Source organism: uncultured Desulfovibrio sp., assembly GCF_902477725.1.
Taxonomy (GTDB): Bacteria; Desulfobacterota; Desulfovibrionia; order Desulfovibrionales; family Desulfovibrionaceae; genus Desulfovibrio.
Map to the genome: position 1 here is coordinate 76,056 of NZ_CABSIF010000002.1, position 24,814 is coordinate 100,869.

At 57.7% G+C, this 24,814-nt stretch carries 22 protein-coding genes; 18 read left to right on the forward strand and 4 right to left on the reverse strand.

Translation table 11 applies throughout. From position 1 onward, the window contains the following. Window positions 1-3: 3 nt before the first annotated feature. Window positions 4-1,422 (reverse strand): pyruvate kinase, encoded by a 1,419-nt coding sequence (pyk, locus tag RDK48_RS01820; RefSeq protein WP_298993452.1) that lies wholly within the window; start codon window positions 1,420-1,422, stop codon window positions 4-6. A gap of 331 nt (window positions 1,423-1,753) precedes the next feature. Here pyk and RDK48_RS01825 point away from each other — a divergent pair, with 331 nt between their 5' ends. The 16 genes from RDK48_RS01825 (at window position 1,754) to RDK48_RS01900 (ending at window position 20,374) form a co-directional block, all read left to right on the forward strand. Further along, a complete protein-coding gene (locus tag RDK48_RS01825; RefSeq protein WP_308587779.1) occupies window positions 1,754-2,251 on the forward strand; it encodes a division/cell wall cluster transcriptional repressor MraZ in 498 nt (165 codons plus the stop codon). A gap of 8 nt (window positions 2,252-2,259) precedes the next feature. Then, window positions 2,260-3,243, forward strand: a complete 984-nt coding sequence (gene rsmH / locus RDK48_RS01830) for a 16S rRNA (cytosine(1402)-N(4))-methyltransferase RsmH (RefSeq protein WP_298993457.1) — start codon at window positions 2,260-2,262, stop codon at window positions 3,241-3,243. Further along, the gene (locus RDK48_RS01835) at window positions 3,240-3,545 is read left to right on the forward strand and encodes a hypothetical protein (RefSeq protein ID WP_298993459.1); all 306 of its coding nucleotides are present in this window, start codon (window positions 3,240-3,242) and stop codon (window positions 3,543-3,545) included. The genes rsmH and RDK48_RS01835 overlap by 4 nt, the downstream gene beginning before the upstream one ends. Before the next feature lie 91 nt (window positions 3,546-3,636). After that, entirely contained in the window at window positions 3,637-5,778 is a 2,142-nt protein-coding gene (locus RDK48_RS01840; protein ID WP_298993463.1) for a penicillin-binding transpeptidase domain-containing protein, read from the forward strand. A 115-nt stretch (window positions 5,779-5,893) separates the two neighbouring features. Next, window positions 5,894-7,348 carry a UDP-N-acetylmuramoyl-L-alanyl-D-glutamate--2,6-diaminopimelate ligase gene (locus tag RDK48_RS01845; protein WP_308587783.1) on the forward strand — a complete coding sequence of 485 codons (1,455 nt, stop codon included), beginning with the start codon at window positions 5,894-5,896 and terminating at the stop codon, window positions 7,346-7,348. Further along, on the forward strand, window positions 7,339-8,787 hold the full coding sequence (murF, locus tag RDK48_RS01850) for a UDP-N-acetylmuramoyl-tripeptide--D-alanyl-D-alanine ligase (RefSeq protein ID WP_298994451.1): 1,449 nt from the start codon (window positions 7,339-7,341) through the stop codon (window positions 8,785-8,787). The genes RDK48_RS01845 and murF overlap by 10 nt, the downstream gene beginning before the upstream one ends. 151 nt (window positions 8,788-8,938) lie before the next feature. After that, the gene (gene mraY, locus RDK48_RS01855) at window positions 8,939-10,015 is read left to right on the forward strand and encodes a phospho-N-acetylmuramoyl-pentapeptide-transferase (protein WP_298994448.1); all 1,077 of its coding nucleotides are present in this window, start codon (window positions 8,939-8,941) and stop codon (window positions 10,013-10,015) included. 11 nt (window positions 10,016-10,026) lie between these two features. Continuing rightward, on the forward strand, window positions 10,027-11,331 hold the full coding sequence (gene murD / locus RDK48_RS01860; RefSeq protein WP_298994445.1) for a UDP-N-acetylmuramoyl-L-alanine--D-glutamate ligase: 1,305 nt from the start codon (window positions 10,027-10,029) through the stop codon (window positions 11,329-11,331). Next, window positions 11,328-12,506, forward strand: coding sequence for a putative lipid II flippase FtsW (gene ftsW / locus RDK48_RS01865; protein WP_298994442.1), 1,179 nt, complete (start codon window positions 11,328-11,330; stop codon window positions 12,504-12,506). The genes murD and ftsW overlap by 4 nt, the downstream gene beginning before the upstream one ends. Then, window positions 12,488-13,552 carry an undecaprenyldiphospho-muramoylpentapeptide beta-N-acetylglucosaminyltransferase gene (gene murG, locus RDK48_RS01870; RefSeq protein WP_298994438.1) on the forward strand — a complete coding sequence of 355 codons (1,065 nt, stop codon included), beginning with the start codon at window positions 12,488-12,490 and terminating at the stop codon, window positions 13,550-13,552. The genes ftsW and murG overlap by 19 nt, the downstream gene beginning before the upstream one ends. A gap of 76 nt (window positions 13,553-13,628) precedes the next feature. Continuing rightward, complete coding sequence (murC, locus tag RDK48_RS01875; RefSeq protein ID WP_298994435.1) at window positions 13,629-15,002, forward strand: UDP-N-acetylmuramate--L-alanine ligase; 1,374 nt, start codon at window positions 13,629-13,631, stop codon at window positions 15,000-15,002. Further along, the gene (gene murB, locus RDK48_RS01880) at window positions 14,995-15,885 is read left to right on the forward strand and encodes a UDP-N-acetylmuramate dehydrogenase (RefSeq protein ID WP_298994430.1); all 891 of its coding nucleotides are present in this window, start codon (window positions 14,995-14,997) and stop codon (window positions 15,883-15,885) included. Before murC ends, murB begins: the two co-directional genes overlap by 8 nt. Continuing rightward, entirely contained in the window at window positions 15,870-16,754 is an 885-nt protein-coding gene (locus RDK48_RS01885; protein ID WP_298994427.1) for a cell division protein FtsQ/DivIB, read from the forward strand. Before murB ends, RDK48_RS01885 begins: the two co-directional genes overlap by 16 nt. Before the next feature lie 69 nt (window positions 16,755-16,823). Continuing rightward, window positions 16,824-18,059: a cell division protein FtsA gene (gene ftsA / locus RDK48_RS01890; protein ID WP_022659333.1), complete on the forward strand. Its 1,236-nt coding sequence runs from the start codon at window positions 16,824-16,826 to the stop codon at window positions 18,057-18,059. Window positions 18,060-18,104: 45 nt separating this feature from the next. After that, window positions 18,105-19,418 (forward strand): cell division protein FtsZ, encoded by a 1,314-nt coding sequence (gene ftsZ, locus RDK48_RS01895; RefSeq protein ID WP_022659334.1) that lies wholly within the window; start codon window positions 18,105-18,107, stop codon window positions 19,416-19,418. A gap of 608 nt (window positions 19,419-20,026) precedes the next feature. Further along, on the forward strand, window positions 20,027-20,374 hold the full coding sequence (locus tag RDK48_RS01900; protein ID WP_298994418.1) for a DsrE family protein: 348 nt from the start codon (window positions 20,027-20,029) through the stop codon (window positions 20,372-20,374). A gap of 447 nt (window positions 20,375-20,821) precedes the next feature. Here the strand turns inward: RDK48_RS01900 and RDK48_RS01905 are convergent, their stop codons facing one another. After that, window positions 20,822-21,088: an RNA-binding protein gene (locus tag RDK48_RS01905; RefSeq protein WP_022659337.1), complete on the reverse strand. Its 267-nt coding sequence runs from the start codon at window positions 21,086-21,088 to the stop codon at window positions 20,822-20,824. Between the two features lie 313 nt (window positions 21,089-21,401). Further along, the gene (locus RDK48_RS01910; RefSeq protein ID WP_298994415.1) at window positions 21,402-21,638 is read right to left on the reverse strand and encodes a hypothetical protein; all 237 of its coding nucleotides are present in this window, start codon (window positions 21,636-21,638) and stop codon (window positions 21,402-21,404) included. Between the two features lie 358 nt (window positions 21,639-21,996). On the opposite strand from RDK48_RS01910, the gene RDK48_RS01915 reads away from it, so the two are divergent. After that, a complete protein-coding gene (locus RDK48_RS01915) occupies window positions 21,997-22,200 on the forward strand; it encodes a dual CXXC motif small (seleno)protein (RefSeq protein ID WP_298994412.1) in 204 nt (67 codons plus the stop codon). Between the two features lie 39 nt (window positions 22,201-22,239). Here RDK48_RS01915 and RDK48_RS01920 read toward each other — a convergent pair whose 3' ends face one another. Continuing rightward, window positions 22,240-23,481, reverse strand: a complete 1,242-nt coding sequence (locus RDK48_RS01920; protein WP_298994409.1) for an aminoacetone oxidase family FAD-binding enzyme — start codon at window positions 23,479-23,481, stop codon at window positions 22,240-22,242. A gap of 311 nt (window positions 23,482-23,792) precedes the next feature. On the opposite strand from RDK48_RS01920, the gene RDK48_RS01925 reads away from it, so the two are divergent. Continuing rightward, the gene (locus tag RDK48_RS01925; protein WP_298994406.1) at window positions 23,793-24,794 is read left to right on the forward strand and encodes a YheT family hydrolase; all 1,002 of its coding nucleotides are present in this window, start codon (window positions 23,793-23,795) and stop codon (window positions 24,792-24,794) included. Window positions 24,795-24,814: the final 20 nt, after the last annotated feature.

Here is a 24,814-nt window from a genome sequence, read left to right on the forward strand (position 1 = left end):
GAGCTACTTCCAGTAAATTTTGACAAGGTTTGTACCACGGGGCGTGGCGGAAGACCCCTTGACCTGACCAGCGGTAATAACCGCGCAGTCGTCAGGTTCAAAATCAGGGCTGTTATGGATAAAGCTCTCGGCCCGGATAAGGTGGCTTGGTTCTTCCTGCGGGTTTTCCACAAAAACAGGCCTCACGCCCCAAACAAAGTTGAGCGCCTTGATGGAAACCGGGTCAGGCGTGAGCGCATAGATGCTTTGCGGGGGGCGGCGGGCAGAGACCTGCCGGGCCGAACTGCCCGAAAGACTGTGCGACACAATGGCCTTGGCCGAAGCCTTGTCTGCCAGCAGGCAGGCGGAGTAGGCCAGAAATTCAGGTATGCCCTTGTCGCTGTCCGGCTCTTCAAGCTTGCGGTTGAGCAGCAGCAGGCGTTCGGCCTCGTCGGTGATGCGGCGCATGTAACGCACCGTTTCAACGGGGAAGTTGCCCATGGCGGTTTCTTCCGAAAGCATCACGCAGTCCGCGCCGTCAAGCACGGCATTGGCCACGTCTGTGGTCTCCGCGCGGGTGGGGGCAGGGCTGTTGACCATGGAGAGCAGCATCTGCGTGGCAACAATAACCGGCTTGGAGGCCTTGTTGCATGCGCTGATGATGTGCTTTTGCAGCGCGGGCAGAAGGGGCAGGGGACATTCCACACCAAGGTCGCCTCGAGCCACCATGACGACGTCTGTCTCGTGCAGAATTTCTGCAAGGTTGTCCACGGCGCTCTGCCGTTCAAGTTTGACGACCACGGGCAGGCTTTTGCCGGCAGCGGCGATAAGCTCCTTGGCTTCGCGCACGTCGTCCGCAGTCTGCACGTAGGAGATTGCCACTGCGTCCACGCCAAGCTTGAGGCCGTCCGCAAGGTCTTTTTTGTCCTTTTCCGTCAGGGCGCGCACCTTGGTGGCCTTGCCGGGCAGGGCCAGACCCTTGCGCGAGGTGACGATGCCGGAGTTGTCCGCCTTAAGCATCACAAGGCCGTCCGAGCGGCACTCAGTAACCACAAACTGAAGCCCGCCGTCAGCCAGCACCATGCGATCGCCGGGCTCGAGGCTTTCGAGGATCACATCGTGGTCAAAGGGCAGATAGGGGAAATCGTCCACATGGCGGTCACTGGGGCCGAGCAGCAGTTCCATGCCCTTGGTGACGGTTATGCTGGTTTCGGGCAGCACGCCAAGGCGAATCTTGGGGCCGGAAAGATCCTGCATGATGGTGATGGGCCGCCCGATGGCCGCTTCCACCTCACGGATGCTCTGGATGATGGTAACAAAGTCCGCTGCGCCGCCATGCGAAAAATTGAGGCGAAATACACTGACCCCGGCCTCGGCCAGTTCGTGCAATTTTTCTTTGCTGTTGGAAGCGGGACCGATAGTAGCGACAATTTTCGTTCTCATATCTGTTCCTTTTGGCTGAAACCGGTGGCGCAAGGGCGCAAAAGTACAAAATTTACAGTTCCGGCTTGGTCCAAATAGTCTTGTTTTTCCCGCATATTGTCAAGGCATTCGGCGCAAAAGCGTTGAAACTGCGCTCTTGTTGTTCGCCTGGTGGCTTTTTGCTTCTGGCGGCAATGATGGGCGTTATTTTTTGTCGTGCATTACCTGAGGGGTGGCAGTGGTAATTTGCCACTTTTTACCACTGCAAAAACGGGCGGAAACTGGATGGCTGATAGCCAGATAATTCGCAAATAAAGCCAATTTTGCGGCATTACTTGACACGGGGTGGGGCATGGGGCATAAGTGGGAAAAAGTGGTAACAAGTAGTAAGAAGTGGGAAAAAGTGAAAAAACTGTTCACAAAAAGCCTTTCCCGCAGCCTGGACCCCAAGGGGCGCCTCATGCTGCCGCCGGAATACCGCGAAGGACTCTGCGCGGACGGCGGCTCTGGGGTGTTTTGGCTTACTGCTTTTTACGGACGCCTGGTGGCCTATCTGCCCGCCGACTGGGACATGGTTACAGAACAGCTTGGCAGCATCCCCATGCCTTCACCCAGGCTTTCGCACTTCAAAACAAAGGTTATGGGCCTTGCCCAGGAACTTGAACCTGACGCCCAGGGGCGAGTGCGCATTCCGCAGGTGCTGATGCGCGAGGCGGGCTTGCATAAGGATGCAATGCTTGTGGGCATGCTGAACAAATTTGAAATCTGGGATCAGGAACGCTTCAACGCCCTCCAGCTTGAGGATGTGTCCGACGAGCTTTCCGGGCTTGGCATAACTCTCAGTCTATAGGCCGCACCATGACGGAAATTTTGGATAACATTGCTGGACCCGTGCGGCACGTGCCGGTGCTCCCGGCAGAAACGTTGGAGGCTCTTTCGCCCAGCGCCGGGGGCCGTTATCTGGACGGCACTCTGGGAATGGGCGGTCATGCCTCGGCAGTGCTCGGCACCGCCAGCGACATTGAACTGTGCGGCCTTGACCGGGATGAAGACGCCATGGCTCTTGCGCGTCAGCGGCTGGCCCCTTTTGGCAACCGCGCTCACATTTTTCATTGCAATTACAGCAATTTTCCCGATGCGCTGGCAGAACTGGGTTGGGACAAGGTGGACGGTGCGCTGCTGGATATCGGCGTGTCTTCGCTTCAGCTTGACGAAGCCGAACGCGGTTTCAGCTTTCACGGCGATGGCCCGCTCGATATGCGCATGGATCAGAATTCCGGCCAGCCATCGGCCTGGCACTGGGTCAACCGCGAGAGTTTTGCCAGGCTCAAGGAATGCATAGCCATGCTGGGCGAAGAACCACAGGCCGGGCGCATTGCCCGCGTTATTGTGGAATCGCGCCAGAAGGCCAGCATAGACACCACCGCAGAACTGGCAGCCCTGGTGGAAAAGGCCTACCCCGCGGCATGGCGGGCCAAGGCCCGTCGGCATCCGGCCACGCGCACCTTTCAGGCCTTGCGCATGGCCGTCAACGACGAACTGGGCGAATTGCGGCGTTTTCTTGATAACATACTGGCATATCTGCCCATTGGTGGCAGACTCGCCATTATTGCGTTTCATTCGCTTGAAGACCGCATGGTCAAACAGGCCATGCGCCATTGGGCAGAGGGCTGCCGCTGCCCGCGTCATGTGCCGGTATGCGTGTGCAATCATCAGCCTGAAGTGCGCATCCTGTTCAAAAAGCCCGTGACAGCCTCACCCGAAGAACTGGCCGTCAACCCTCGCTCCAGCAGCGCCAAGCTGCGCGCTGTGGAAAAAATAGCCGAGGGCACCGGATCATGAAGCGCAATACAGCCATGAACCAGCAACATGGGGGCAGGGGATGGCTGCTGGCGCTGGTTCTGGGGCTTCTGAGCTGCATGGTCATGGGTCTTGTGCTGGTGTGGAGCAACATTGAGCGCATGGACACAACCTATTTCATCAATATTCAGCAAAATACTGTTCGCGAACGGCGCGCCCTGAGGGCCAAGCTTGAAGTTGAGCGCGAACGGCTGCTTTCTCCCTATGAACTGCGGCGCAAGGCAGATGAGTTCGGTATGCGCGAACCCAAGCCCGGCCAGATTCGACGTATGGAACTACAGTAAAAACTCCGGAATGCTCCAATGCCTGACCAGTTAATGCTCAGGCCCGGAAAAAGCCCGGCGTCATCACGGCGACGCCCAGTTTGGAAACGCCATGTTCAAACTCAGCTCTCGCAAACGCAATGTCTCCAGCTCTGGCCCTGTCCGTGCCACCAAGCCGCAGATCACCCGCAACCTTGTCTCTTCGGGCAAGGGTGCGACTTCTCCGGCCTGGATGGGTAATGTGGACTGGGGCCGCGCCCGCATCAAGATAGTTGTCAGCATCTTCTGCATGCTGTGGGTCGGGCTGTGGGCGCGCGCATGGTATCTCCAGATGATGGAGGGGCCGCGCCTTGCAGAGCGCGCGCGTCGGCAGCATACGGCAACGGAGCTGGTTACCGGGCGTCGCGGCATGATCTTTGACCGCAACGGTCAGGTGCTGGCCCGCAGTGTGGAAGCAAAATCCATTTACGCCCGCCCGCAGGACATCACCGATTTTCAGGCCATGGCCAACACCCTTGGCCCCATTCTGGGCATGGAGCCGCAGAAGCTTTATGACGACCTGGCGCAGACCAAGCGCCGTTTTGTCTGGCTGAAGCGCAAGGTGGACGACTATACCGCCGAGGCCGTGCGCAAGGCCAACATTACCGGCATAGGCCTGAGCAAGGAATATGACCGCGTTTATCCCTTCAAGCACATGGCGGGGCAGCTTTTGGGCTTTGTGGGCCTTGACGACAAGGGGCTTGAAGGCATCGAGCGCTCGCTCGATGCGCGTCTTGGCTGCATTCCCACGCGCCAGATTGTGCAGCGCGATGCCATGGGCCGCCGTTTTTATCTGCACGAAGAAGGGCAGAGCGAACCGGTGGGGCAGGATCTGACCCTCACCATCGACATGCAGATTCAGTTTTTTGTTGAAGAAGCCGTGGCGCGTACCGTGCGGGAATACGATGCCCGCTGGGGCGGGGCGCTGGTGGTGGATGTGGCCTCGGGCGAAATTATGGCCTGGGCGCAGTATCCTTTCTTCAATCCTAACAACTACAAGGATTTTTCGCCGCTTGTTTACCGCAACAGGCTGGCTGCCGATGCTCTGGAACCGGGTTCCACATTCAAGCCCTTTGTGATGGCTGCCGCCATTCAGGAACGCAAGGTCACGCCCAACACCCTCATCGACTGCGAAGGCGGCAAGTGGGTGACCAAAAACTTCACCATCCGCGATACTTCGCGTCAGGGAATATTGCCTGCGGCCAAGGTGCTGCGCTATTCGTCCAACATCGGCATGGCCAAGATCGGCCTGTCCATGGGCGCTCCTACCTTCTACAAATATATGCATGCGTTGGGCTTTGGACAGCGCACGGGCGTACCTGTGTCTGAAAGCCGTGGCATCCTGCGCGCCCCGCGCGACTGGAGCGAAGTGGACATCATGTCCACCTCGTTTGGTCAGAGTATTTCGGTGACGGGCCTTCAGATGGCGCAGGGCTACCTGACCCTGCTCAACAATGGCGTGTACAAGCCCCTGCGCCTCACGCGCGAAGACGGCGTGGTGGATGAGGTGCGCCCCCGTATTTATTCTGAAACCGCTGTGCGCGAAGTCATGCACATGATGCGCGATGTTGTTGAAGAACATGATGGTACAGGCAAGCGCGCACGTGTAGACGGCATTGACGTTGGCGGCAAGACCGGTACAGCCCAGAAGGCCGACCACAGGTCGGGCACATACGGCAGCAAGCGTCTCGCTTCGTTCGTGGGCTTTTTCCCGGCAGACAAGCCCAAGTATTTTGTGATGGTCATGGTTGATGAACCTTCACGTAACCAGTACGGCGGCGTGGTGGCAGCACCCGTGTTCAAGGAAGTTGCCTCCCGCATGGTGTCGTATACGGGCATGTTTAACGAAACCAAGGTGGCGGAAGCGGATAAAAAAGCCTCCGAGGGTGAAGGCCCGGCCACCAAGACCCGTCAACGCGGTCTCAAGCTTGCCGCGCTGGAGGTTCCCTATGCCACCGACTCCAGAAAGCTGGCCCCGCCGCAGCAGGCCGAAGGCATGCGCTTGCCTGGGCATCTGGCCAAGGCCAGCAGCCGGGTGCCGGACGTGATGGGCAAATCTGTGCGCAATGCGGTTGAACTGTTTGCCCGCGCAGGTGTTGTGCCTGAACTCAAAGGATCCGGCAGCAGGGTGGTCAAACAGACCCCTGCCCCCGGAGTGGCCTGGCCTGAAGAAGGCAAGGACATCGAATATATTCTCTGGCTTTCCGAACGGTAAGAACGGCAGGTTGCTTCCGGCTGGCGCACGCATGGCGCGCGGGGTTGCGGGTTGAATTGCGCGCGCCGCCGGGACTAAATTGGGGCATTTGCCCCGGTTATGCAGTGAGGTTGATATGGAACGGGAATTTGCAACCCTTCTTGAACAGTGCAGACGCGGCGGTATTGAAGTGCGCGTCGATTCTCGTCAGGTCAATTCCGGCGATATCTTTGTTGCCGTGCCTGGCGTTAACGAAGACGGGGCGCGTTTTATTCCCGCCGCAGTAGCCGCAGGGGCTTCCATTGTCGTTTGCCGCCCCGGCGGAGCGGAAGAAGCCGCTGCACTTGCTGGCGGCTGTCGCGTTGTGCATCATTCCGACCCGCGTGAGGCGCTCTGGCGTCTGGCAGAGGCCCGCTGGCGCACCAGCGAGCTGCCGCTCAAGATCGTGGGCGTTACAGGCACCAACGGCAAGACCACCTGCTCCTATCTGCTCGAGCAGCTCTTTGCGCAGGCTGGGCACAAGCTTGGCGTCATGGGCACGGTCAGCTACCGCTGGCCCGGTCATGCGGAAGCCGCACCCCTCACTACGCCCGATGCCCTGAGCGTGCACGCCATGCTGGCCGCCATGGCCAAGGCGGGCGTGGATGTGGCGGTGATGGAAGTGTCCTCCCACGCCATTGATCAGCAGCGCGTCTGCGGCGTGCCGTTTTCCGGCGCAGCCTTTACCAATCTGACGCAGGATCATCTGGATTATCACAAGAGCATGGAAAGCTACTTCCAGGTCAAGGCCCGCCTGTTCCTGGAGCTGCCCCGGCCCGACAAGGCCATGGCTGTCAACGCCGATGACCCCTGGGGCCGCCGCCTGCTGGAACTGTGCCCCACGGCGCTTTCCTTTGGCTTGCAGAAAGGCGCGCTGAACAAGCGTCACCTCTGGGGTGAGCTGCTTTCTGCCGGAACGGAGGGCTGCCACATGCGCATGCATCTTGAGGGCAGCAAGTGGGAACTTCGCTCGCCGTTGGTGGGCGCGTTCAACGCCTCCAATCTGCTGGCCGTGCAGGCTGTTGCCCTTGAAATGGGCATAGAGCCAGATGCTTTCAAATCTCTTGAAAGTTTTACGGGCGTGAGCGGGCGGCTTGAACGTGTGGAAAATCCCCAAGGATTAAATGTATTTGTCGACTATGCCCACACGCCGGACGCGCTGGAAAACGTTTTGCAGGCCCTGCGGGGGGCTGGATTCAAACGCGTTGTTACTGTATTTGGCTGCGGCGGCAATCGTGACCGCACCAAGCGCCCCCTCATGGGCGAGGCTGTTGCCCGCTGGTCTGACGTGGCAGTGCTGACCTCTGACAACCCGCGTTTTGAAGAGCCGGAAGCCATTTTGCAGGATGTTCTGCCTGGTTTGAAATCCGCCCGCGAAGTTGTGGTTGAGGTTGACCGCCGCGCCGCTACCATCAAGGCGCTGAAAATGCTCGGCAAGGACGATGCATTGCTTATTGCAGGCAAAGGCCATGAGGATTATCAGATCATCCAGGGTGTCAAACACCACTATAGCGACCAGGAAGTAGTTAGGGAGTTTCTTCATTGCGACTGACCTACAATGAAATAGCGGCCCGTCTGGGCCTGAGCGCCCTTGAGAGCGACATTGCGCTGACCGCCACAGTGACGGACAGCCGCGAGGCCGCGCCCGGGGCTCTCTTTGTCTGCATCCCCGGCAGCAGGGTGGACGGGCATGACTATGTGCCTGCCGCCGTGGAGCTTGGGGCTTCTGCCGTGCTGGCCTCCCGGGCGCTGCCCGATGCGGGTGTGCCCGTGCTGGTTGTGGAAGATACGGTCAAGGCCCTTGGCAGCATAGCCGCCATGTGGCGCGACAAAACAACCGCTAAAGTTGTGGGCGTTACGGGCACTGCGGGCAAGACAACCCTTAAGGAAGTGTTGGCTCAGGTGCTTTCCGTGCGAGGCAAGACCGCCAAGAACGCCCTGAACAACAACAACCAGATAGGCATGCCCCGCGCCATGCTCGCCACTGACGGCGATGAAGATTTTTGGGTCATGGAGGCTGGCATCAGCCATGAGGGCGACATGGAAGAACTGTCGTCTGTCATGCGCCCTGACATTGGACTTATTCTCAACGTCGGCGCCGGGCATACAGAAGGCCTTGGCAGCAAGGGCGTAGCCTGGCACAAATCGCGCCTGCTCACAAATCTTGCCCCCAAGGGCATCGGCCTTGTGTGCGCCGATTATCCCGAACTTGTGCGCGAGGCCAGAGCCACCGGCGCGGAACTGCATTTTTTCAGCGCCGCAGGCAGGGCTGTGGAATACCGCGCCTCTTACGCAGGGCCAGCGCCCGCACAGGCCGACAGCCGCGATGATGCCGCAACGGGCGTTGACGCGCCGGACGACAGGCGCGGCCTGTACCACCTCTGGCTTGACGGCGCGCGTTGCGACGTTACCGCTCCTTTCAGGGGAGAGTACGGCGCGGAAAATGTTATAGCCGTTGCCGCCGCCGCCCATCTGCTGGGCTTGAGCACTGCGGAAATTGCTCAGGGGCTGGCTCAGAGCGAGCTGCCCGTGCAGCGGTTCAACCAGGCGCGCGTGGGCAAATGGCTGCTTATTGACGATACCTATAATGCCAATCCGCTTTCCATGCGTCGCATGCTTGATGCTGCGGCAGAGCGCGCCGCTGGCAGGCTTTTTGTGCCTGTGCTCGGCGAAATGCTCGAGCTTGGGCCGCAGGCCGAGGCAGAGCACGAGGCCCTTGGCAAACACCTGGCTGAACTTAAACCTGCGGCAGTATTCTGGAAAGGCGGCCATGGCGAAAATATCCGCGCCGGGCTGACCTGTGGGGGCTATACAGGGCCGTGGTTCGAGGTGTATGACGCTGCGGCCTTTGCTGCTGCATGGGGCGAATTGACGGGCAATGCCTTTGCCGAAAACAAAACCGGCGGCGTGGCCCTGTTCAAGGGATCACGCGGCAACAGGCTGGAATGCCTGCTCCAGACTCTCACAGAGCCGGAGGCCGTGCGGGGCTGAGGGCCAAGATCAAAAACGCCGCCTGCTGGAGCGTTGCATACTTGAAACGGGCGTTGGCGGATTATTCCGCTTAAGCCAGATTTCATGGTTTAACTGCTTTAAAGAACGGGCATAACGGTCTGCACACGACCAAAAGAACGGATTACGCTGCATGTTCTATAATCTTTTTGTCCCCCTTGCGTCCGAATGGACGGTATTCAACGTTTTTCGGTACATTAGCTTCCGCTCGTTGGCTGCGCTCATCACTGCTCTTGTGCTTTCTATTCTCATTGGTCCCCGTTTTATCGGCTGGCTCCGCAGCCTCAAATGCGGCCAGTATATTCATGAAGACGTTGCCGCCCACGCCTGCAAGGCCGGCACCCCCACCATGGGCGGTCTGCTCATGCTGTTTGCGCTCACCGTTAGCCTGCTGTTGTGGTCTGATTTGACAAATCCCTATATCTGGCAGGCTTTTCTTGTTTTTGCAGGTTTCGGAGCCGTTGGCTTCTGGGACGACATCACCAAGTTGCGTCACCACAAAAACAAGGGGATTTCCGGCAGGTCCAAAATGGCGGGGCAACTTGTCGTTGCCTGCGCGGCAATGGTACTGCTCTATATCAATCCCGATTACAGCAGCAAGCTGACCATTCCTTTTCTGAAAGAAGTTACCTTTGATCTGGGCTGGTTTTATCTGCCCTTTGGCGTGTTTGTCATGGTGGCCTCTTCCAACGCCGTCAATCTGACGGATGGACTGGACGGTCTTGCCATCGGGCCTTCCATTGTGGCTTGCCTTGTTTTTTCCATCTTCATCTATATCACGGGCAACGCCCGCTTTGCCGGATATCTGCTGCTGCCCTACATGCCCGGCGTGGGCGAGGTCACAGTGTTCTGCGCGGCGCTTGTGGGCGCGGGCCTTGGTTTTTTGTGGTTCAACGCCTATCCAGCCCAGGTATTCATGGGCGATGTGGGTTCGCTTTCGCTTGGCGGCGTGCTGGGCTATCTGGCCCTGCTGTGCAAGCAGGAACTTGTTCTTTCAGTGGTGGGCGGCCTTTTTGTGGCCGAAACGCTTTCGGTCATTCTACAGGTCGGCTACTTCCGCTGGACTGGCGGCAAACGTATTTTCCGCATGGCACCCTTGCACCATCATTTTGAGCTCAAGGGCGTGCCTGAATCCAAGATCATCATCCGGTTCTGGATAACTTCCATCCTGTTGGGCCTTGTGGCGCTTTCTGTTCTGAAGCTGCGCTGAGGAGAGGGGATATGGCACTGGAGAAAAATCGCGGCAGACGTATTGAACCCGGCGAACTGGCAGTTGTTGTGGGCGCGGGCCGTTCAGGCCTTGCCGCCGCTCGGCTGCTGCGGCGCGCCGGGGCGAGGGTTCGGCTACTGGACAGCAACCTCAAGGCGCTGGCCGGAAGGGAAGTGCTCTCCGCTGAACTTGCGGCCCTTGGCATTGACGTGCAGCTGGGCGAGCATTCTGCGGCGCAGTTTGCAGGCGCGGCCTTTGTGGTGCCCAGCCCTGGCATGCCTGTAGCCAGGCTTGCAGGGCTGGTGGACACGCAGGTTTCTGAAATTCTGGCCGAAATGGAACTGGCCTGGCGTTACCTTGATGACGAGCCAGTGCTGGCCATAACCGGCACCAGCGGTAAAACCACCACGGCCTCTCTGGCTGCCGCCATGCTGCACGAGCAGGGCTATTCCGTGTTTTTGGGCGGCAACATCGGAACACCGCTTTCGGAATATGTTCTCGGCGGCAAAAAAGCCGATGTGCTTGTGCTTGAGATCTCCAGCTTCCAGTTGCAGGCCTGCACCACTTTTTGTCCGCGCGCGGGTATCCTGCTCAACATCACACCCAACCATCTTGATTACCATAAGGACATGGCGGAATACACCGAGGCCAAGTTCCGCCTCTTCCGCTGTCAGGACGAAGGCGATCTGGCTGTACTGGGCGAAGACCTGCAAGCGCTGGCTGACGCTCACCGCCTCAAGGCCCGCAAGGTTTTTGTAAAGGCCACTGACCGTTTTCCCACAAGCTGCCTCATGGGCGCGCACAACCGTATTAATGAAGAAGCCGCGTGGCAGGCCTGCCGCCTTTTTGGCGTGACGGAAGCCAGCGCGACCAAGGCCGTTGAGCGCTTTCAGCCTTTGCCGCACCGTCTTGAGCGTGTGCGCGAGCTTGGCGGCGTGCTGTACGTCAATGATTCCAAATGCACCACGGTTTCCGCCCTTCAGGTGGCGCTGGAGGCTTTTGACCGCCCTGTGCGGCTGCTCTGCGGCGGCAAGTTTAAGGGCGGCGATCTGGCCGGGCTTGTAGATCTGCTGCGCGCCAAAGTGCAGGAAGTTGTACTTTTTGGGGCCAGCCGTGAGCACTTTGAAAAGGCCTGGCAGGGAATCGTGCCCATAAGCTGGCACGAAACAATGGAACCGGCAGTGCGTTTTGCCTCGGCAAATGCCAAAAGCGGCGACGTGGTGCTGCTTGCACCCGCCACCTCCAGCTATGACCTGTACAAAAATTATGAACAGCGCGGTGAAGACTTCAAACAGATTGTGGGTAAGCTGTCATGAAGAACATCTTCAGCGGTAAGGAAAAAGCGCCCAAGGTAAACAGCGCCATGGCGAGGGCCACGGAAGAAGGGCCGTTCGCGCCCTTTGACTGGTGGCTTTTCACCATCATGCTGATTATCCTTTCCATTGGTCTTGTGATGGTGCTTTCGGCCAGCGGCATCGTGGCGGAGCAGGTCAACGGCGACAAATACTTTTTCTTCAAGCGTCAGGTCATTTTTGCCCTTTGCGGCGGCGTTGCGCTGTGGAGCGCCGCCCTCCTGCCAAGGCACTGGCTGTACCGCATGCAGTATCCGGCGCTCTTTCTTGCGCTGCTCCTGCTGCTGGTGACGCTCTCGCCCCTTACCCCTGCCATCAACGGTGCAAAACGCTGGATCCCGCTGGGTTTTATCTCCATTCAGCCCATGGAGTTCGTCAAAATTGCGCTGGCGCTGTACCTTGCGTATTTCATGAGTTCCAAGCAGGAGCTTATCAAGACGTTCAGCCGGGGCGTCATTCCTCCCTTTGCCGTTACGGGGCTGTTCTGCTTTTTACTGCTTTTGCAGCCTGACTTCGGCAGCGCCGTCGTTCTGGCAAGTATTCTGTTTTTCATGTGCGTGGCGGGCGGCACCCGCTTTGTCTATCTGTTCTTTTCGGTGGCGCTCGCATGCGGCGGCGCTATGGCGCTGGCCATTTCTTCGCCCTATCGTCTGCGCCGTCTGCTGGCCTTTCTTGATCCTTTTCAGGATGCGCACAACACGGGCTACCAGCTTGTGCAGTCACTGCTGGCCATTGGTTCGGGCAGCTTCTTTGGCGTAGGCGTTGGCGCAAGCAAGCAGAAGATGTTTTATCTGCCTGAAGCGCACAACGACTTTATTATGGCCGTGCTTGCCGAAGAAATGGGCTTTGTGGGCGTAAGCGCGGTGATGATTCTGTTTGCGCTGCTTTTTTGGCGCTGCTACAAAATCATCATGGGGCAGCGCAATCTGCGCGACCGCTTTACCGCATTTGGCATTACCACCATTCTTGCAATGGGTTCGGTCATGAATCTGGCCGTGGTCATGGGGGTTGCGCCGCCCAAGGGCGTGCCCATGCCCCTCATGAGTTACGGCGGCAGTAACCTTTTGGCCACCATGCTGTGCGTGGGCCTGCTCATGAACTTTTCAAGGACGGCGGACACATGGACAACATCATCCTGACGACCGGCGGCACGGGCGGGCATATCTTTCCGGCATTGTCTGTGGCAGAGGAATTGCGGCGTCGCAATCCCAACGCCAACTTGCTGTTTGTGGGCTCGCTCTACGGGCCGGAAGAACGGTTGATGCGTCAGGCGGGCATTCCCTTTGAGGGGCTGCCTGTGCGCGGCCTTTTGGGGCGCGGCTTCAAGGCTGTGGGCGCAGGCGCGCAGATGGCTCTTGCCGTGGGCAAGGCCGTGGGCATTCTGCGCCGTTTCAAGCCCGATGTTGTGGCTGGATTCGGCGGGTATGCCGCATTTGCGCCCATGCTGGCCGCACGTATTCTTGGCGTGCCCGGCGTGCTGCACGAGCAGAACGCCATAGCCGGTGCCAGCAACCGTTTTCTGGCACGGCTTGCACGGCGCGTGTGCATTTCTCTGCCCAATACAAGCGGCTTTGATATGAAAAAATGCGTGTTTACGGGCAACCCTGTGCGGGCGGCTGTAAGCGCGGTGGGGCAGGTGGATCGCCACCGGCAGACGCGCCGTCTGCTGGTCATGGGCGGTTCGCAGGGCGCGCATGCGCTCAATGCCTTTATGCTTGAGAATCTGGCGGAATTTCGCGGTGCCGGGGTGGAAATTCGCCACCAAACCGGCATAACCGATGAGGGCAGTGTGCGCGCGGCCTATGTGGCGGCGGGGTATGCCCCCGAATGTGTTTCCGCTTTTATTGACGACATGGCCGGGGCCTATGCCTGGGCCGACGTGGCCCTGTGCCGCGCCGGGGCCAGCACTGTGGCGGAGCTTTGCGCCGCAGGCCTGCCCTCGGTTCTTGTGCCTTTTCCCTATGCCATTCATGATCACCAGACCCGCAACGCCGAAGTGCTGACTCGCAGCGGCGCTGCCGTGCTGGTGCCTGAAGGACGCATGGCCGTGCAGGGAATGTCTGACATTCTGCTGCGGCTCCTGACCATGCCCGGCGAACGCGAACCCATGGCCGCAGCCGCGCTTGCCGCTGCCCGGCCTGACGCGGCAGCGCGCGTGGTCGCCGTTCTGGAACAAACAGCGTAAACAGGGCTCCAGCATCCAACTATCCTTGGGTGAATTCAACCCTTTAAATTATCTAGACTTTCTTTAAAGGTAGAGCATGAACAGCAAGATTCGGCGTATTCATATGGTGGGCATTGGCGGCGCGGGTATGAGCGGCATTGCCGAGGTTCTTCTCAATCAGGGCTACGAAGTTTCCGGCTCTGACATGAGTGATTCTGCCGTTGTGCGTCATTTGCGCGACCTTGGCGCGCACGTTGCCGTGGGCCATGCAGCGGAAAACGTGGGCGATGTTCAGGTACTGGTAAAGTCCACCGCCATCAACGATGAAAATCCAGAGCTTATTGAAGCCCGCCGTCGCAATATTGCCATAATCCCCCGTGCCGAAATGCTGGCTGAACTGATGCGTTTGCGGCAGGGCATTGCCATTGCCGGTACGCATGGCAAGACTACTACAACATCACTTACTGCATCTATCTTTGATACTGCGGAGCTTGATCCTACAGTTATTATTGGCGGCAGGCTCAACGCTTATGGCACCAACGCGCATCTTGGCCACGGAGAATATCTGATAGCCGAAGCCGACGAGTCTGACGGCTCCTTTCTGTGCCTTCTGCCCATCATCAATGTTGTGACCAACGTGGACGAAGACCATCTGGATCACTACAAAACCCGGCAGGGCATTGATGACGCCTTTGTGCAGTTCATGAACAACGTACCCTTTTATGGCCTGAACATTGTCTGCGGCGACGACCCCGGCGTGCGCGCCCTGCTTGCCCGTGTGAAACGCCCTGTGCTTACCTACGGCTTTGCGGAGGACAACGTGCTGCGCGCCGTACCGCTTGAGTGCGGCGTGCGCAACAACTTTGAAGTGTGGCGCAATGGCGTCAAGCTCGGTCAGGTCAGCCTGCCGCAGCCGGGCCGCCACAATATGCTCAACGCTCTGGCCGCCATTGGCGCGGCTATGGAAGTGGACATCAGCTTTGAAAAATGCGCCGAGGGCCTGAACGGTTTTGGCGGCGTGGGGCGGCGCTTTGAATTCAAAGGCGAGAAGGGCGGTGTGACCGTGGTTGACGATTACGGTCATCACCCGGCGGAAATTGCGGCTACTCTTGCAACGGCGCGGCAGGTCTTTCCTGGTCGGCGCATAGTGGCGGCTTTTCAGCCGCACCGATTCAGCCGCACGCAGGCCCATTTTGGCGAATTCTGCAAGGTTTTTGACAATGTTGATCAGCTGCTTCTCACCGAAATTTACGCCGCGTCTGAAAAGCCCATCCCTGGCGTTTCGGGCCAGAGTCTCGCTCAGGGCATCCGTCAGGTTTCCACCACGCCGGTGGAATACTATCAGACCCTGAATGACCTTGCCGCAGCCCTGCCCAATGTGCTGTGCGAGGGCGATGTGCTGTTGACCCTGGGCGCTGGCAGCATCACCCGCCTTGGCCCTGCGTGGCTGGAGGGACAAGACCATGCGTGAGATGCCCGCTCCTTTTCTTGCCCCCCGCACCACGCTGAGAGTGGGGGGTACCGCCATTGCGGAAATAATACTCGAGCGGAGTGAAGACCTTTATCTATTGCCAGATAAACTCAAGGCCCTTGGCGGCACACCTTTGGTACTGGGTGCGGGCAGCAATATTCTTGCGCAGGACGGCGAATTGCCGCTGGTTCTGATTCGCCCGTTTTTCAATGACGGCCCGATCATTGTGGGCGAGCACGAGGGCAAGGTTCTGGTTCGTGCGGGAGCTGGCGTTCCTATGGCGCGGCTGCTGCGTTTTTGCGCCGTAAACGGGCTTTCCGGCCTTGAGGGGCTGGTGGGAATACCCGGCAGCGTGGGCGGGGCTGTTGCCATGAATGCAGGCTCCCATGGTGCGGAAACGTGTAGAAATATTTATAACATTCAGGTGTTTGCAGATAACACCATTGAGTGCATCAACGGAAATGCACTGCAATACGGCTATCGTACTCTCAAAATTAACGGGAAAAAGAATGATTTTATCGTCTTGGAAGCCACATTTGGCTTGACCGTTGCGGAAAGGGATGGCATCTGTAATTGCATGCGTCACAACTTTTTTAAGAAAAAGTCTAAACAACCTGTGACGGCCTGGAGCGCGGGGTGCGTATTCAAAAACCCCACGCCGGAAATGTCTGCCGGGAGGCTTCTTGACGAAGCTGGTTTCAAGGGCAGACAGCTTGGGGGAATGGCCTTTTCAACCCTGCATGCAAATTTTTTGATTAATGAAGGCAAGGGCAGCGCCACAGCGGCCTTGGCCTTGTTGCAAGAGGCCCGGCAAGCTGTGCGGCAACGGTTTGGCATTGAGCTTGAGCCGGAGGTCAGGATAGTGCCATGCCCCTTGCCCTGAAAAAAAGCGGACGTAAAGCCCGTAACTCCTACACACGAGCATCTGCCCCGGTAAAGAAAAGCGGCGGCGGATCAAAAATACGTGCGGGTGGGGTTATCGCGGGGATTTTCAAGAAGCTCAAGGGCTTCAGCGGGTTGAAAAGCCTTGCCGCGCTGACTCTGCTGCTGGCCTGCCTGGGGCTGATTCTTGCGGGTGTGTGTTATTCATCGCTCTGGCTCTACAACAAGGCCATAACCAGCGACTTTTTCACCACCCGTCATGTTGACGTGACCGGCAATGTGCGTCTCTCGCACGACATGGTGCTGCAATACGGCGGCATACGCGAGGGCGACAACAGCCTTGCGGTCAGCATTGCAAAGGTTGAAAGAAACCTGCGCAAGACACCCTGGGTTGAAGAAGTCTCTGTTAAGCGCCTTCTGCCGGACAGGTTTGTTATACGTCTGAAAGAGCGATTGCCTTCTTTTTGGGTGCATAAGGACGGGGTGCTGTATTACGCCAACGAGCTTGGCGAAATTATAGCGCCGGTTGAGAGCAAGAATTTTCTTTCGCTGCCCACCTTGCGTGTTGATCAGGGGGCAGAAGACGCCATGCCGTACCTGACGCGCCTGATGAAGGGTATGCAAAGTGGTTTGCTGCCTATAGAGGCGGGGGCGGTTTCGTCCGTCAGCGTGAGCCCCGGCAAGGGCATTGAAATTTATCTTGAAGACAGGGAGATGCGGCTTTCCATCGCAACTGACGATTGGGAGGGCAATCTTTCCCGGTTGAGTCTGACCCTGGGCGATCTGGCCCGCAGACACGAACTGCGCAATGTTCGCGAGATTCGATCTGTTAACGGCAATGTTTGGGTTTTACTTAACCAGCCAGCGTAAGAAACTTGCGGCATGCGCCAGAATGGCATGCCGTAGCGACCCGGAGACAGGCGTTTTGAGGAGAATGGCATGAATAAGTCCGAGCTCATCGTTGGCCTCGACATCGGCACCACAAAGATATGCGCTGTGGTGGGCGAGTTGTCGGAGTCGGGTCTTGTAGATGTGGTGGGCATCGGCACCAGTGTTTCCACTGGTTTGCGCAAGGGCGTGGTGGTCAACATTGAGCAGACCGTCCAGTCCATCCGCAAGGCCGTGGAAGATGCGGAACTCATGGCGGGCTGCGAAATCCACTCGGTGTACGTGGGGATTGCAGGCAGCCACATCATGGGCATCAACAGCCACGGCGTGATTGCCGTCAAGGGCGGCGAAGTTGCGCAGCGCGACATTGAGCGCGCACTTGACGCCGCCAGGGCTGTGGCCATTCCTGCCGACCGAGAGGTCATCCATATTCTGCCTCAGGAATACATTGTTGATAACCAGCGCGGCATTGCCGACCCGCTTGGCATGGCTGGCGTACGCCTTGAAGTGAAGGTGCACATTGTTACGGGCGCTGTTTCTTCAGCCCAGAACATTGTGCGCTCGTGCCACCGCAGCCAGCTTGAAGTTGCCGATATTGCCCTTGAGTCGCTGGCATCGGCCAAAGCTGTGCTGACCGAAGAAGAACGCGAAATCGGCGTGGCTCTTGTTGATTTGGGCGGCGGCACCACTGATATCGCCGTTTTTGCCAATGATGCCATCAAGCACACGGCTGTTCTGGCGCTCGGCGGGCAGAACCTTTCCAACGACATTGCCTTTGGTCTGCGTACTCCCATCGCCTCTGCCGAAAAAATCAAGCTCAAGTATGGTTGCGCCCTTGCCGACCTTGTGCGCAACGATGAGTTTATTGAAGTTCCCAGTGTGGGGGGGCGCGAACCACGCAGGCTTTCGCGTCAGGTGCTGGCCGAAATATGCGAACCCCGCATGGAAGAAATTCTTTACCTTGTGGATCAGACCCTCGTGCGCTCCGGCTACAAGGACATGATCGGCGCAGGTGTTGTGCTCACGGGCGGCACGGCGCTGATTGAAGGCTGCCAGGAACTGGGCGAACAGATTTTCAATCTGCCCACGCGCATTGGCTACCCGCGCAACATCGGGGGCCTGAAAGACGTGGTCAACAGCCCCAAGTTTTCCACAGCGGTCGGACTGTTGCGTTACGGCGCGGAAAAAGAACTTTCCGGCCAGAAAAAATTTACCACACGTAGTGAAAGCGGCGTTTTTGACGGAGTGCTTTCGCGAATGAAAAAGTGGTTTGCGGACATTTCATAACAACCTCAAGCGGGCATTTTGAGGATAGCACAGAGGAGAGGTGTAATGGCTCAGTCTATCGTTGATGATATCGATACCTCGTTGGCCAGCAATGCCAAGATCAAAGTTATTGGCGTAGGTGGTGGCGGCGGTAACGCAGTGCAGAACATGATTGCCTCTGGCCTGCGCGGAGTGCAGTTTGTTTGCGCCAACACCGATGTGCAGGCGCTGAACAAGAACGGTGCCTCCGTTAAGGTGCAGCTTGGTGAAAAACTCACCAAGGGCCTTGGCGCTGGCGCCAACCCCGCCATTGGCCGCGAGGCGGCGGTGGAAAGCGTTGGCAGTATTCGTGAAGCCATCGGCGATGCCGATATGGTTTTTGTTACCGCTGGCATGGGCGGCGGCACCGGTACCGGCGCTGCTCCTGTGGTTGCTCAGGCTGCCAAGGAAATGGGCGTCCTCACCGTGGGTGTTGTGACCAAGCCCTTCAGTTTTGAAGGTGCCAAGCGCAAGCGCGCGGCGGAAGCCGGGCTTGAAGAGTTCAAGCAGCATGTGGACTGCCTGATCACCATCCCCAATGACCGTCTGCTTGCCTTTGCCCCCAAGAAGGCTCCTTTCTCCGAAATGCTTCAGAAGGCCAATGATGTGCTGTACTACGCCGTCAAGGGTATTTCTGACGTCATTGTGGGTGAAGGCCTCATCAATCTCGACTTTGCAGACGTGCGCACCACCATGGCCGAAGCCGGTATGGCCCTGATGGGCACGGGCATCGCCTCTGGTGAAAACCGCGCCCGCGAGGCCGCCCAGCGCGCCATCATGAGCCCGCTGCTTGAAGATGTTTCGCTTGAGGGCGCCAAGGCGGTTCTGTACAACATCACCGCCCCCACAGACATCACTGCCGAGGAAATTGCCGAAATCGGCGACATCATCGGCGATGCCACGCCTGAAGAAGCCAACATCATCTTTGGTGTTGTGTTTGACGACAATATCGGCGACGAAATCCGTCTTACCGTTATTGCCACCGGCATTGACTCTCCTCAGGTTATTCAGCCCGTGCAGGCTCCTGCGGCCACTGTCACCAACTTCCGCAAGCCCGGCCCTGACGCCGTGGTTGCCGAACCGCGCCGCATGAATTCCCGCGCGGCCCAGCAGAGCATGATGGACGAGCAGGAACGCGCCGAGTCGCGTTTGCCGCAGTCTCCTCGCCGCACCGAGGTGGAGCGCTGGTACGATGAAAACAGTAATCGTCCTCCCTATCTGCTCAAGCGTGAAGTTGTAGGCCAGCCGCGCCGCCGTGCGCATAACCCCGGCCACGAAGACTTCACCTATGATGAGGATGATTTTGAAATTCCTACCTTCATCCGCACTCAGGCCGACTAATACGGTTGTTGCCTGAGCGACTTGGCAGAATGCCTTTCTGCCATGAAGGCCCATGATTTTCAGGGCTTGCCTCTTCGGCCCTGAAATGCCCGCCGGGAGGCCCATTGGGGGCCTCCCAGAGCTGGGCGTAAATGTCCGCTATAGTCCGTGAGACCTAGGTTTCACGGACTTTTTTGTTGGGAAGCTGTCCACTGGATTCCGTTCACCTTCAAAATAGACTGGACTAGTGCTGCATTCCAACAGTATTTGATAAAGAAGTCTGAGAATTGGTGATAATAGCAGCGCCCTTGCACTGCGTGATCGGCATTGTATGCCCATGAACAAGACATCTGGATGTTAGCTAAAGCGTAACTTTGCGCATGGCCGCTAGTCAGAGCGGTGTCTGGAAACGCTGCGAACATGCATCAACTTTTGCTGTCCATGTCGCGGGCACAGAATTTTCTTTTCATATCTGGCAAAATATTGGGCTGTTTTTTGTGCGTTACGAAGATATGCTGGTGTGCATCTGTGCGCTTGCCATGGCTAACGGGCACTGACAGGTATCTGTTTATCCTTGTAAGGGCTCTGCTGCACGGCTTGCCTAACTCTTTGACCGATGAGGTAGATCCATGAGCAAAAAATGTCTACATATCTTGTGGGTTAACGATAATCCCGTCACTGCTGAGAATATGGTCTTTATGTATGCCACAAACTCCCTCCTGAAAGGCTGGTGGGAAGAAGTGCATCTGATTCTTTGGGGGGCAACGGTCAAATTGATTTGTGAAGACGTGAAGTTGCAGGGTCTCCTTGAAAAATTTCATGATGCTGGCGGGCATGTTTCAGCATGCAGAAAGTGCGCTGAAAATCTCGGCCTCTTTGAGCAACTAGAAAAGCTGGAAGGTGTTGATGAAGTCTTTTACATTGGGGAGGCGTTTACGAAAATCCTCAAGGATGACGAAAAGCTTATTACCATCTAGCTCCAGCCGAATAATTAGGGCCTGTCCACGGCAAGGGTGCCGCTGATCAGGCTGGCAACTCTACGTTTGTTTTTTCCGGCGCGGCTGGCCTGTGGAGTCAACACCTCGTGATGCCAGGGTACGGATTTTCGCAGCGTATGGATTAACCCGCGCAGCTTTCACTACAAAAGGATGCTCCTGGTGGGTGCATGGCGATCAAGCATATTTTGACAATTTTGCGGTGCATGTTTTTGCCGCAGCGGCGCAATTCCTGTCCGCACTGCGGCGGCATCCGTTGTATTGGCGCATGCCAGTTCAACGCTTCTGAGCCAGGCGCTGTGGTTGGGCAAGAGAGCAAAAAGCAGAAAACGTCGGGCGCGAGTGAGGGCAAGAAAGATTAAAACAGTTTATGGCTACAAAAAAAGGCCGCTGCGTGAGCAGCGGCCTTTTTTCAAGGAAATTTGTGGTCTACCAGCGGCGGGGCGCGGGGCGACGTTCTTCGGCCTGATTGATGCGCAGGGTGCGGCCGCCAAAGTCAACGCCGTTCAGGGCTTCAATGGCCTTGTGGGCGTCGGCTTCGTCCATTTCAACAAAACCGAAACCACGGGGGCGGCCAGTTTCGCGATCCATGATGAGCTTGACGGAAAGGGCTTCGCCGTAGGGGGCGAACAGGGCTTCAATGCCTTCCTGGGTGGCGGAAAAAGGCAGATTGCCGACATAAATGGAAACAGCCATAACGACTCCGTTGTTGAGGTGGGTAAACTTTCCGCTTGAAGCCTTACCCACGCAAAGTCTCTGGCAAAAAGAAATACTGCACCCTATGAATAAGGGCGAACAGTACTGTTAAGCAAAAAAATCGTCAAGTATTATCTGCATTGGCTTCAAAAATGATTGCCAAACGATAAAAACAGACTGAACTGCTCCGCATTAGGTGGTATTTTTACATTCCTGTTCGTGCATTATTCTGCTATTAGCTGATTACGCACTCAATAACGCATTAATCTAAACTGTAAAAGGCCGGTTTAACCGGCCTTTTTGACAGCAAGAATTAGATTGCCTGCGTCTTTTTCTTTGCAGGAGATTTCTTTGCCTTGGCGGGAGCCTTGGCAGAAACTTTTTTTGCTTTGGCGGGAGCCTTCGCCTTGCTGGCCTTGCTGGCTTTGGGTGCATTGGTTCCACTTGCAACAGTTGCCGGAGCGGTGTTAGCGGCGTTGGCTTCAGTGCTGAAGAGGCAGGGAGCGGTCATCAGCGAAAGGGCCACGGCAGCCATAAGGAGCTTTTTCATGTTCGTATCCGTTTCTTCTGGTTATGCCACATCTACAACAATATGGCTGTACGTCTATGGCATGAGCGGACGGCGGACGCAATAACAAATTTGATCCTACGGAACCGGGCATTTGCGGGCATTTTTTATAGCCTGTCCTTCATGGCGGCTGGGGGTTTGCTGCATCTGGCCCATGTTGACAAAAATATGGGGCAAATGCTCTAAGGATAAGCTACGCTACGCCACCGGATTTTGCGGGCGTCTGCGGCTTGCCCAAGTTTCATGACCAATGGCCCTGCTGGGGGATAAAAGCAGTCTTACGGCACCAGCCTCAGCCCGGCCAGTACTTCAAACAATACTTCTAACACAAAGAATCGCCATGGCTTTTTTTGCACCCCGTGATGTCAAGACTACGCTTGTATGCCCGACCTGCGGCGCGCCCCTGCATATCGCCCGCACCTGCCACGAGGTCTATATGCACTGCCCGGCCTGCAAGGCCCAGTTTCCGCTCCAGGACTACATCCGTCAGGCGGACGAAGCCATGGAGCATTTTCTGGAAAACGTCTACTGCAACCGCATCTAGCGTTATCCCCATCATGCATGCCAACGGGCTACCAGCCGTTTAATCCGTGACGGGCGCAACTGCCTGAGCGGCAGTGCTGCGGGTCAGTTCTCTGGCAGCCGCCATGCCGCTGGCCCACGCCCAATGCAGATTGTAGCCGCCCAGCAGGCCTGTAACGTCCAGCAGTTCGCCCACCACAAACAGATTTTTTTGCAGCAGGCTGCGCATGGTCTTGGGGTCTACTTCGTCGGTATTTACACCGCCGGAGCAGGCCTCTGCCTTTTTGAGTCCCGCTGTGGCTTGCGGCGTCATCGCGTGCCGTTGCACAGCTTCCACAATCGCCACGCGGGCCGCGCGCGGAAGTTCCGCCACCTTGCGTCTTGCGGTTTCCTCCGGCAAAAGGGCGTCCACAAGCCTTTGGGGCAGAAGCCGTGCCAGTAGCGCGCGCGGGGTCTGTTTGCCAGCCTGCGGCGCATTCATAAGCGCGGCAACATCCTGCTCCGGCAAAAAATTCAGCGTGATTGCAGCACATTCAGCCCAATAGAGGGATGCTTTGAGGGCTGCTGGCCCGCTGAGTCCCTCGTGGGTAAAGAGCAGATCGTCCTCCCAGTGGTGTTGCGCAAGCGTAACGCCCACAGGCAGGCTGATGCCCGTCAGGCCGAGCAGGGGCGAACCCGAATTAAGGCGCAGGGGCGTGAGCACTGCGCGTGGCACAACAATGCTGTGCCCGAGTTCTTCCGCCAGCCGATAGCCGGCGCCGCTGCCCCCAGCCTGCGGCCATGCCGGGCTGCCCAGCGCCAGCACCAGAGCCTTGCCGCGCCACAAGCCGCCCTCGGTCTGCACAGAAAAGCCATCCCCCTGCGCCTCTACCGCTGTTACTGTGGTGCCGCAGGCAATAATGCAGCCGTGTTTGCGGCAATCATCCGTCAGCTCCCTGACCAGCCGCTGCGCGGAAACAGTCAGAAAAAGCTGTCCGTGGGTGCGCTCCTCAAAGGGCAGGTTCCATTCCTGCACAAGGCGCAGCATGTGCTCCGGCGTAAAGCCCTTGAGGGCTGGGGCGCAAAATGCATTGCCTCTGCTTCCGTCACAGCGGTAGTCCTTGGGGCTGACTGCACGGTTGGTAAAGTTTGCCTTGCCGCCGCCGCTCACGGCCAGTTTGCGCCCGGGCACAGACCCACGCTCAAGTAATACAACGCTCAGGCCTTTTGACGCCGCCTCGCGGGCGCACATAAGCCCCGCAGCCCCAGCGCCCAGAATCAGCACATCGGCCACATCCGGGCAGCGTGTCCCGCCGCCTTGCACTGACTGTGTGTTCCTTCTTTTTGGTGGCGAGGGTTGCGCAGAATCCCTGTCCGCGGGGGTGCCTGGCAACGCATTTTCAGAAGGTGCCGCAGGCGCAGCGGGTTCGGCCTTGGGGACGGGTGTTTGCTGGGTAAAGGCCTGACGTGCCGGATTTGACAGAATTTTGCGCGTGGCGCTATTTTGGGGAGCTTTGTTGTGCATGCGGCGAAGGTATACGAGGCTTTGGCGGCTGCCAAGCCCTGTGTGCCGTCAAACCGCCATTGTCTGAATCTACCAGCGCGGCTTCGCCGCCATTTTTTACCGGGATTGCCATGCCAGTTCTTGCTTCATCCTACGTTGCGCCGTGGTTTGTGCGCAACGGTCACGCCAACACCATGTGGCCCGTGCTCTTTCGTGAAAAGCCGCAAGTGTCGCCCTCTGTGCGCCGGGTGCGCCTAGAAACGCCCGATGGCGACTTTCTTGATGTGGATCAGCATCCCTCACTCGGAAAAGACAGGGCGGAGCGCCCTTTTGGGCAGGGCAGGGGCATAGCTGTTATTTCGCACGGGCTGGAGGGCAACAGCCGCCGCAAGTATGTACTGGGCATGTCCAATGCCCTGCGGGCCGAAGGCTTTGACGTGCTGGCCTGGAACATGCGCTCCTGCTCGGGCGAGAGTAACCGCACTGCGCGCCTGTATCACATGGGCGAGATTGAAGATCTGGGAACTGTATCGCGCTTTGCCGAGCAATTTGACCGCCCCCTGCTGTTGGCTGGCTTCAGCATGGGTGGCAACCAGATTTGCCGTTATCTGGGCCGGGGGCCGGTTTCGCCGCTGGTGCGGGCAGCTGTAGTCGTGTCTGTGCCGTGCGATCTTTCCGCCGCTGCACCGATCATGGATGGCCCTGCCTGCCGTATTTACATGAGCTATTTTTTGCGAACCCTACGTAGAAAAGTGCGCGAAAAGGCCGAGCGCTTTCCTTCCTATCCTTCCGTTGAAGGCGTGGAAAAAATCCACACTTTTGCTGAGTTTGACGAGCGTTTTACCGCGCCTGCCTTTGGTTTTGCATCAGCCAAAGATTATTGGGAAAAGAACACGGTTTTGCCCGACCTGCCCTGCATAAACGTGCCGACCCTGCTGCTTATGGCAGCGGACGACCCTTTTTGTGCGCCTTCGTGCTATCCGTGGCGGACGGCGGAGCAGAGCGCGCACCTGCATCTGGAGGTTGCCCCGCATGGCGGGCATGTGGGTTTTGTGCAACAGAAGCAGGAATACTACAGTGAGCAACGCGCGCGCGAATTTGTGCGGCAGTTGACAGGGCGCGGTGTTTTTTAGGCGCTTGGCATTGCGACCGG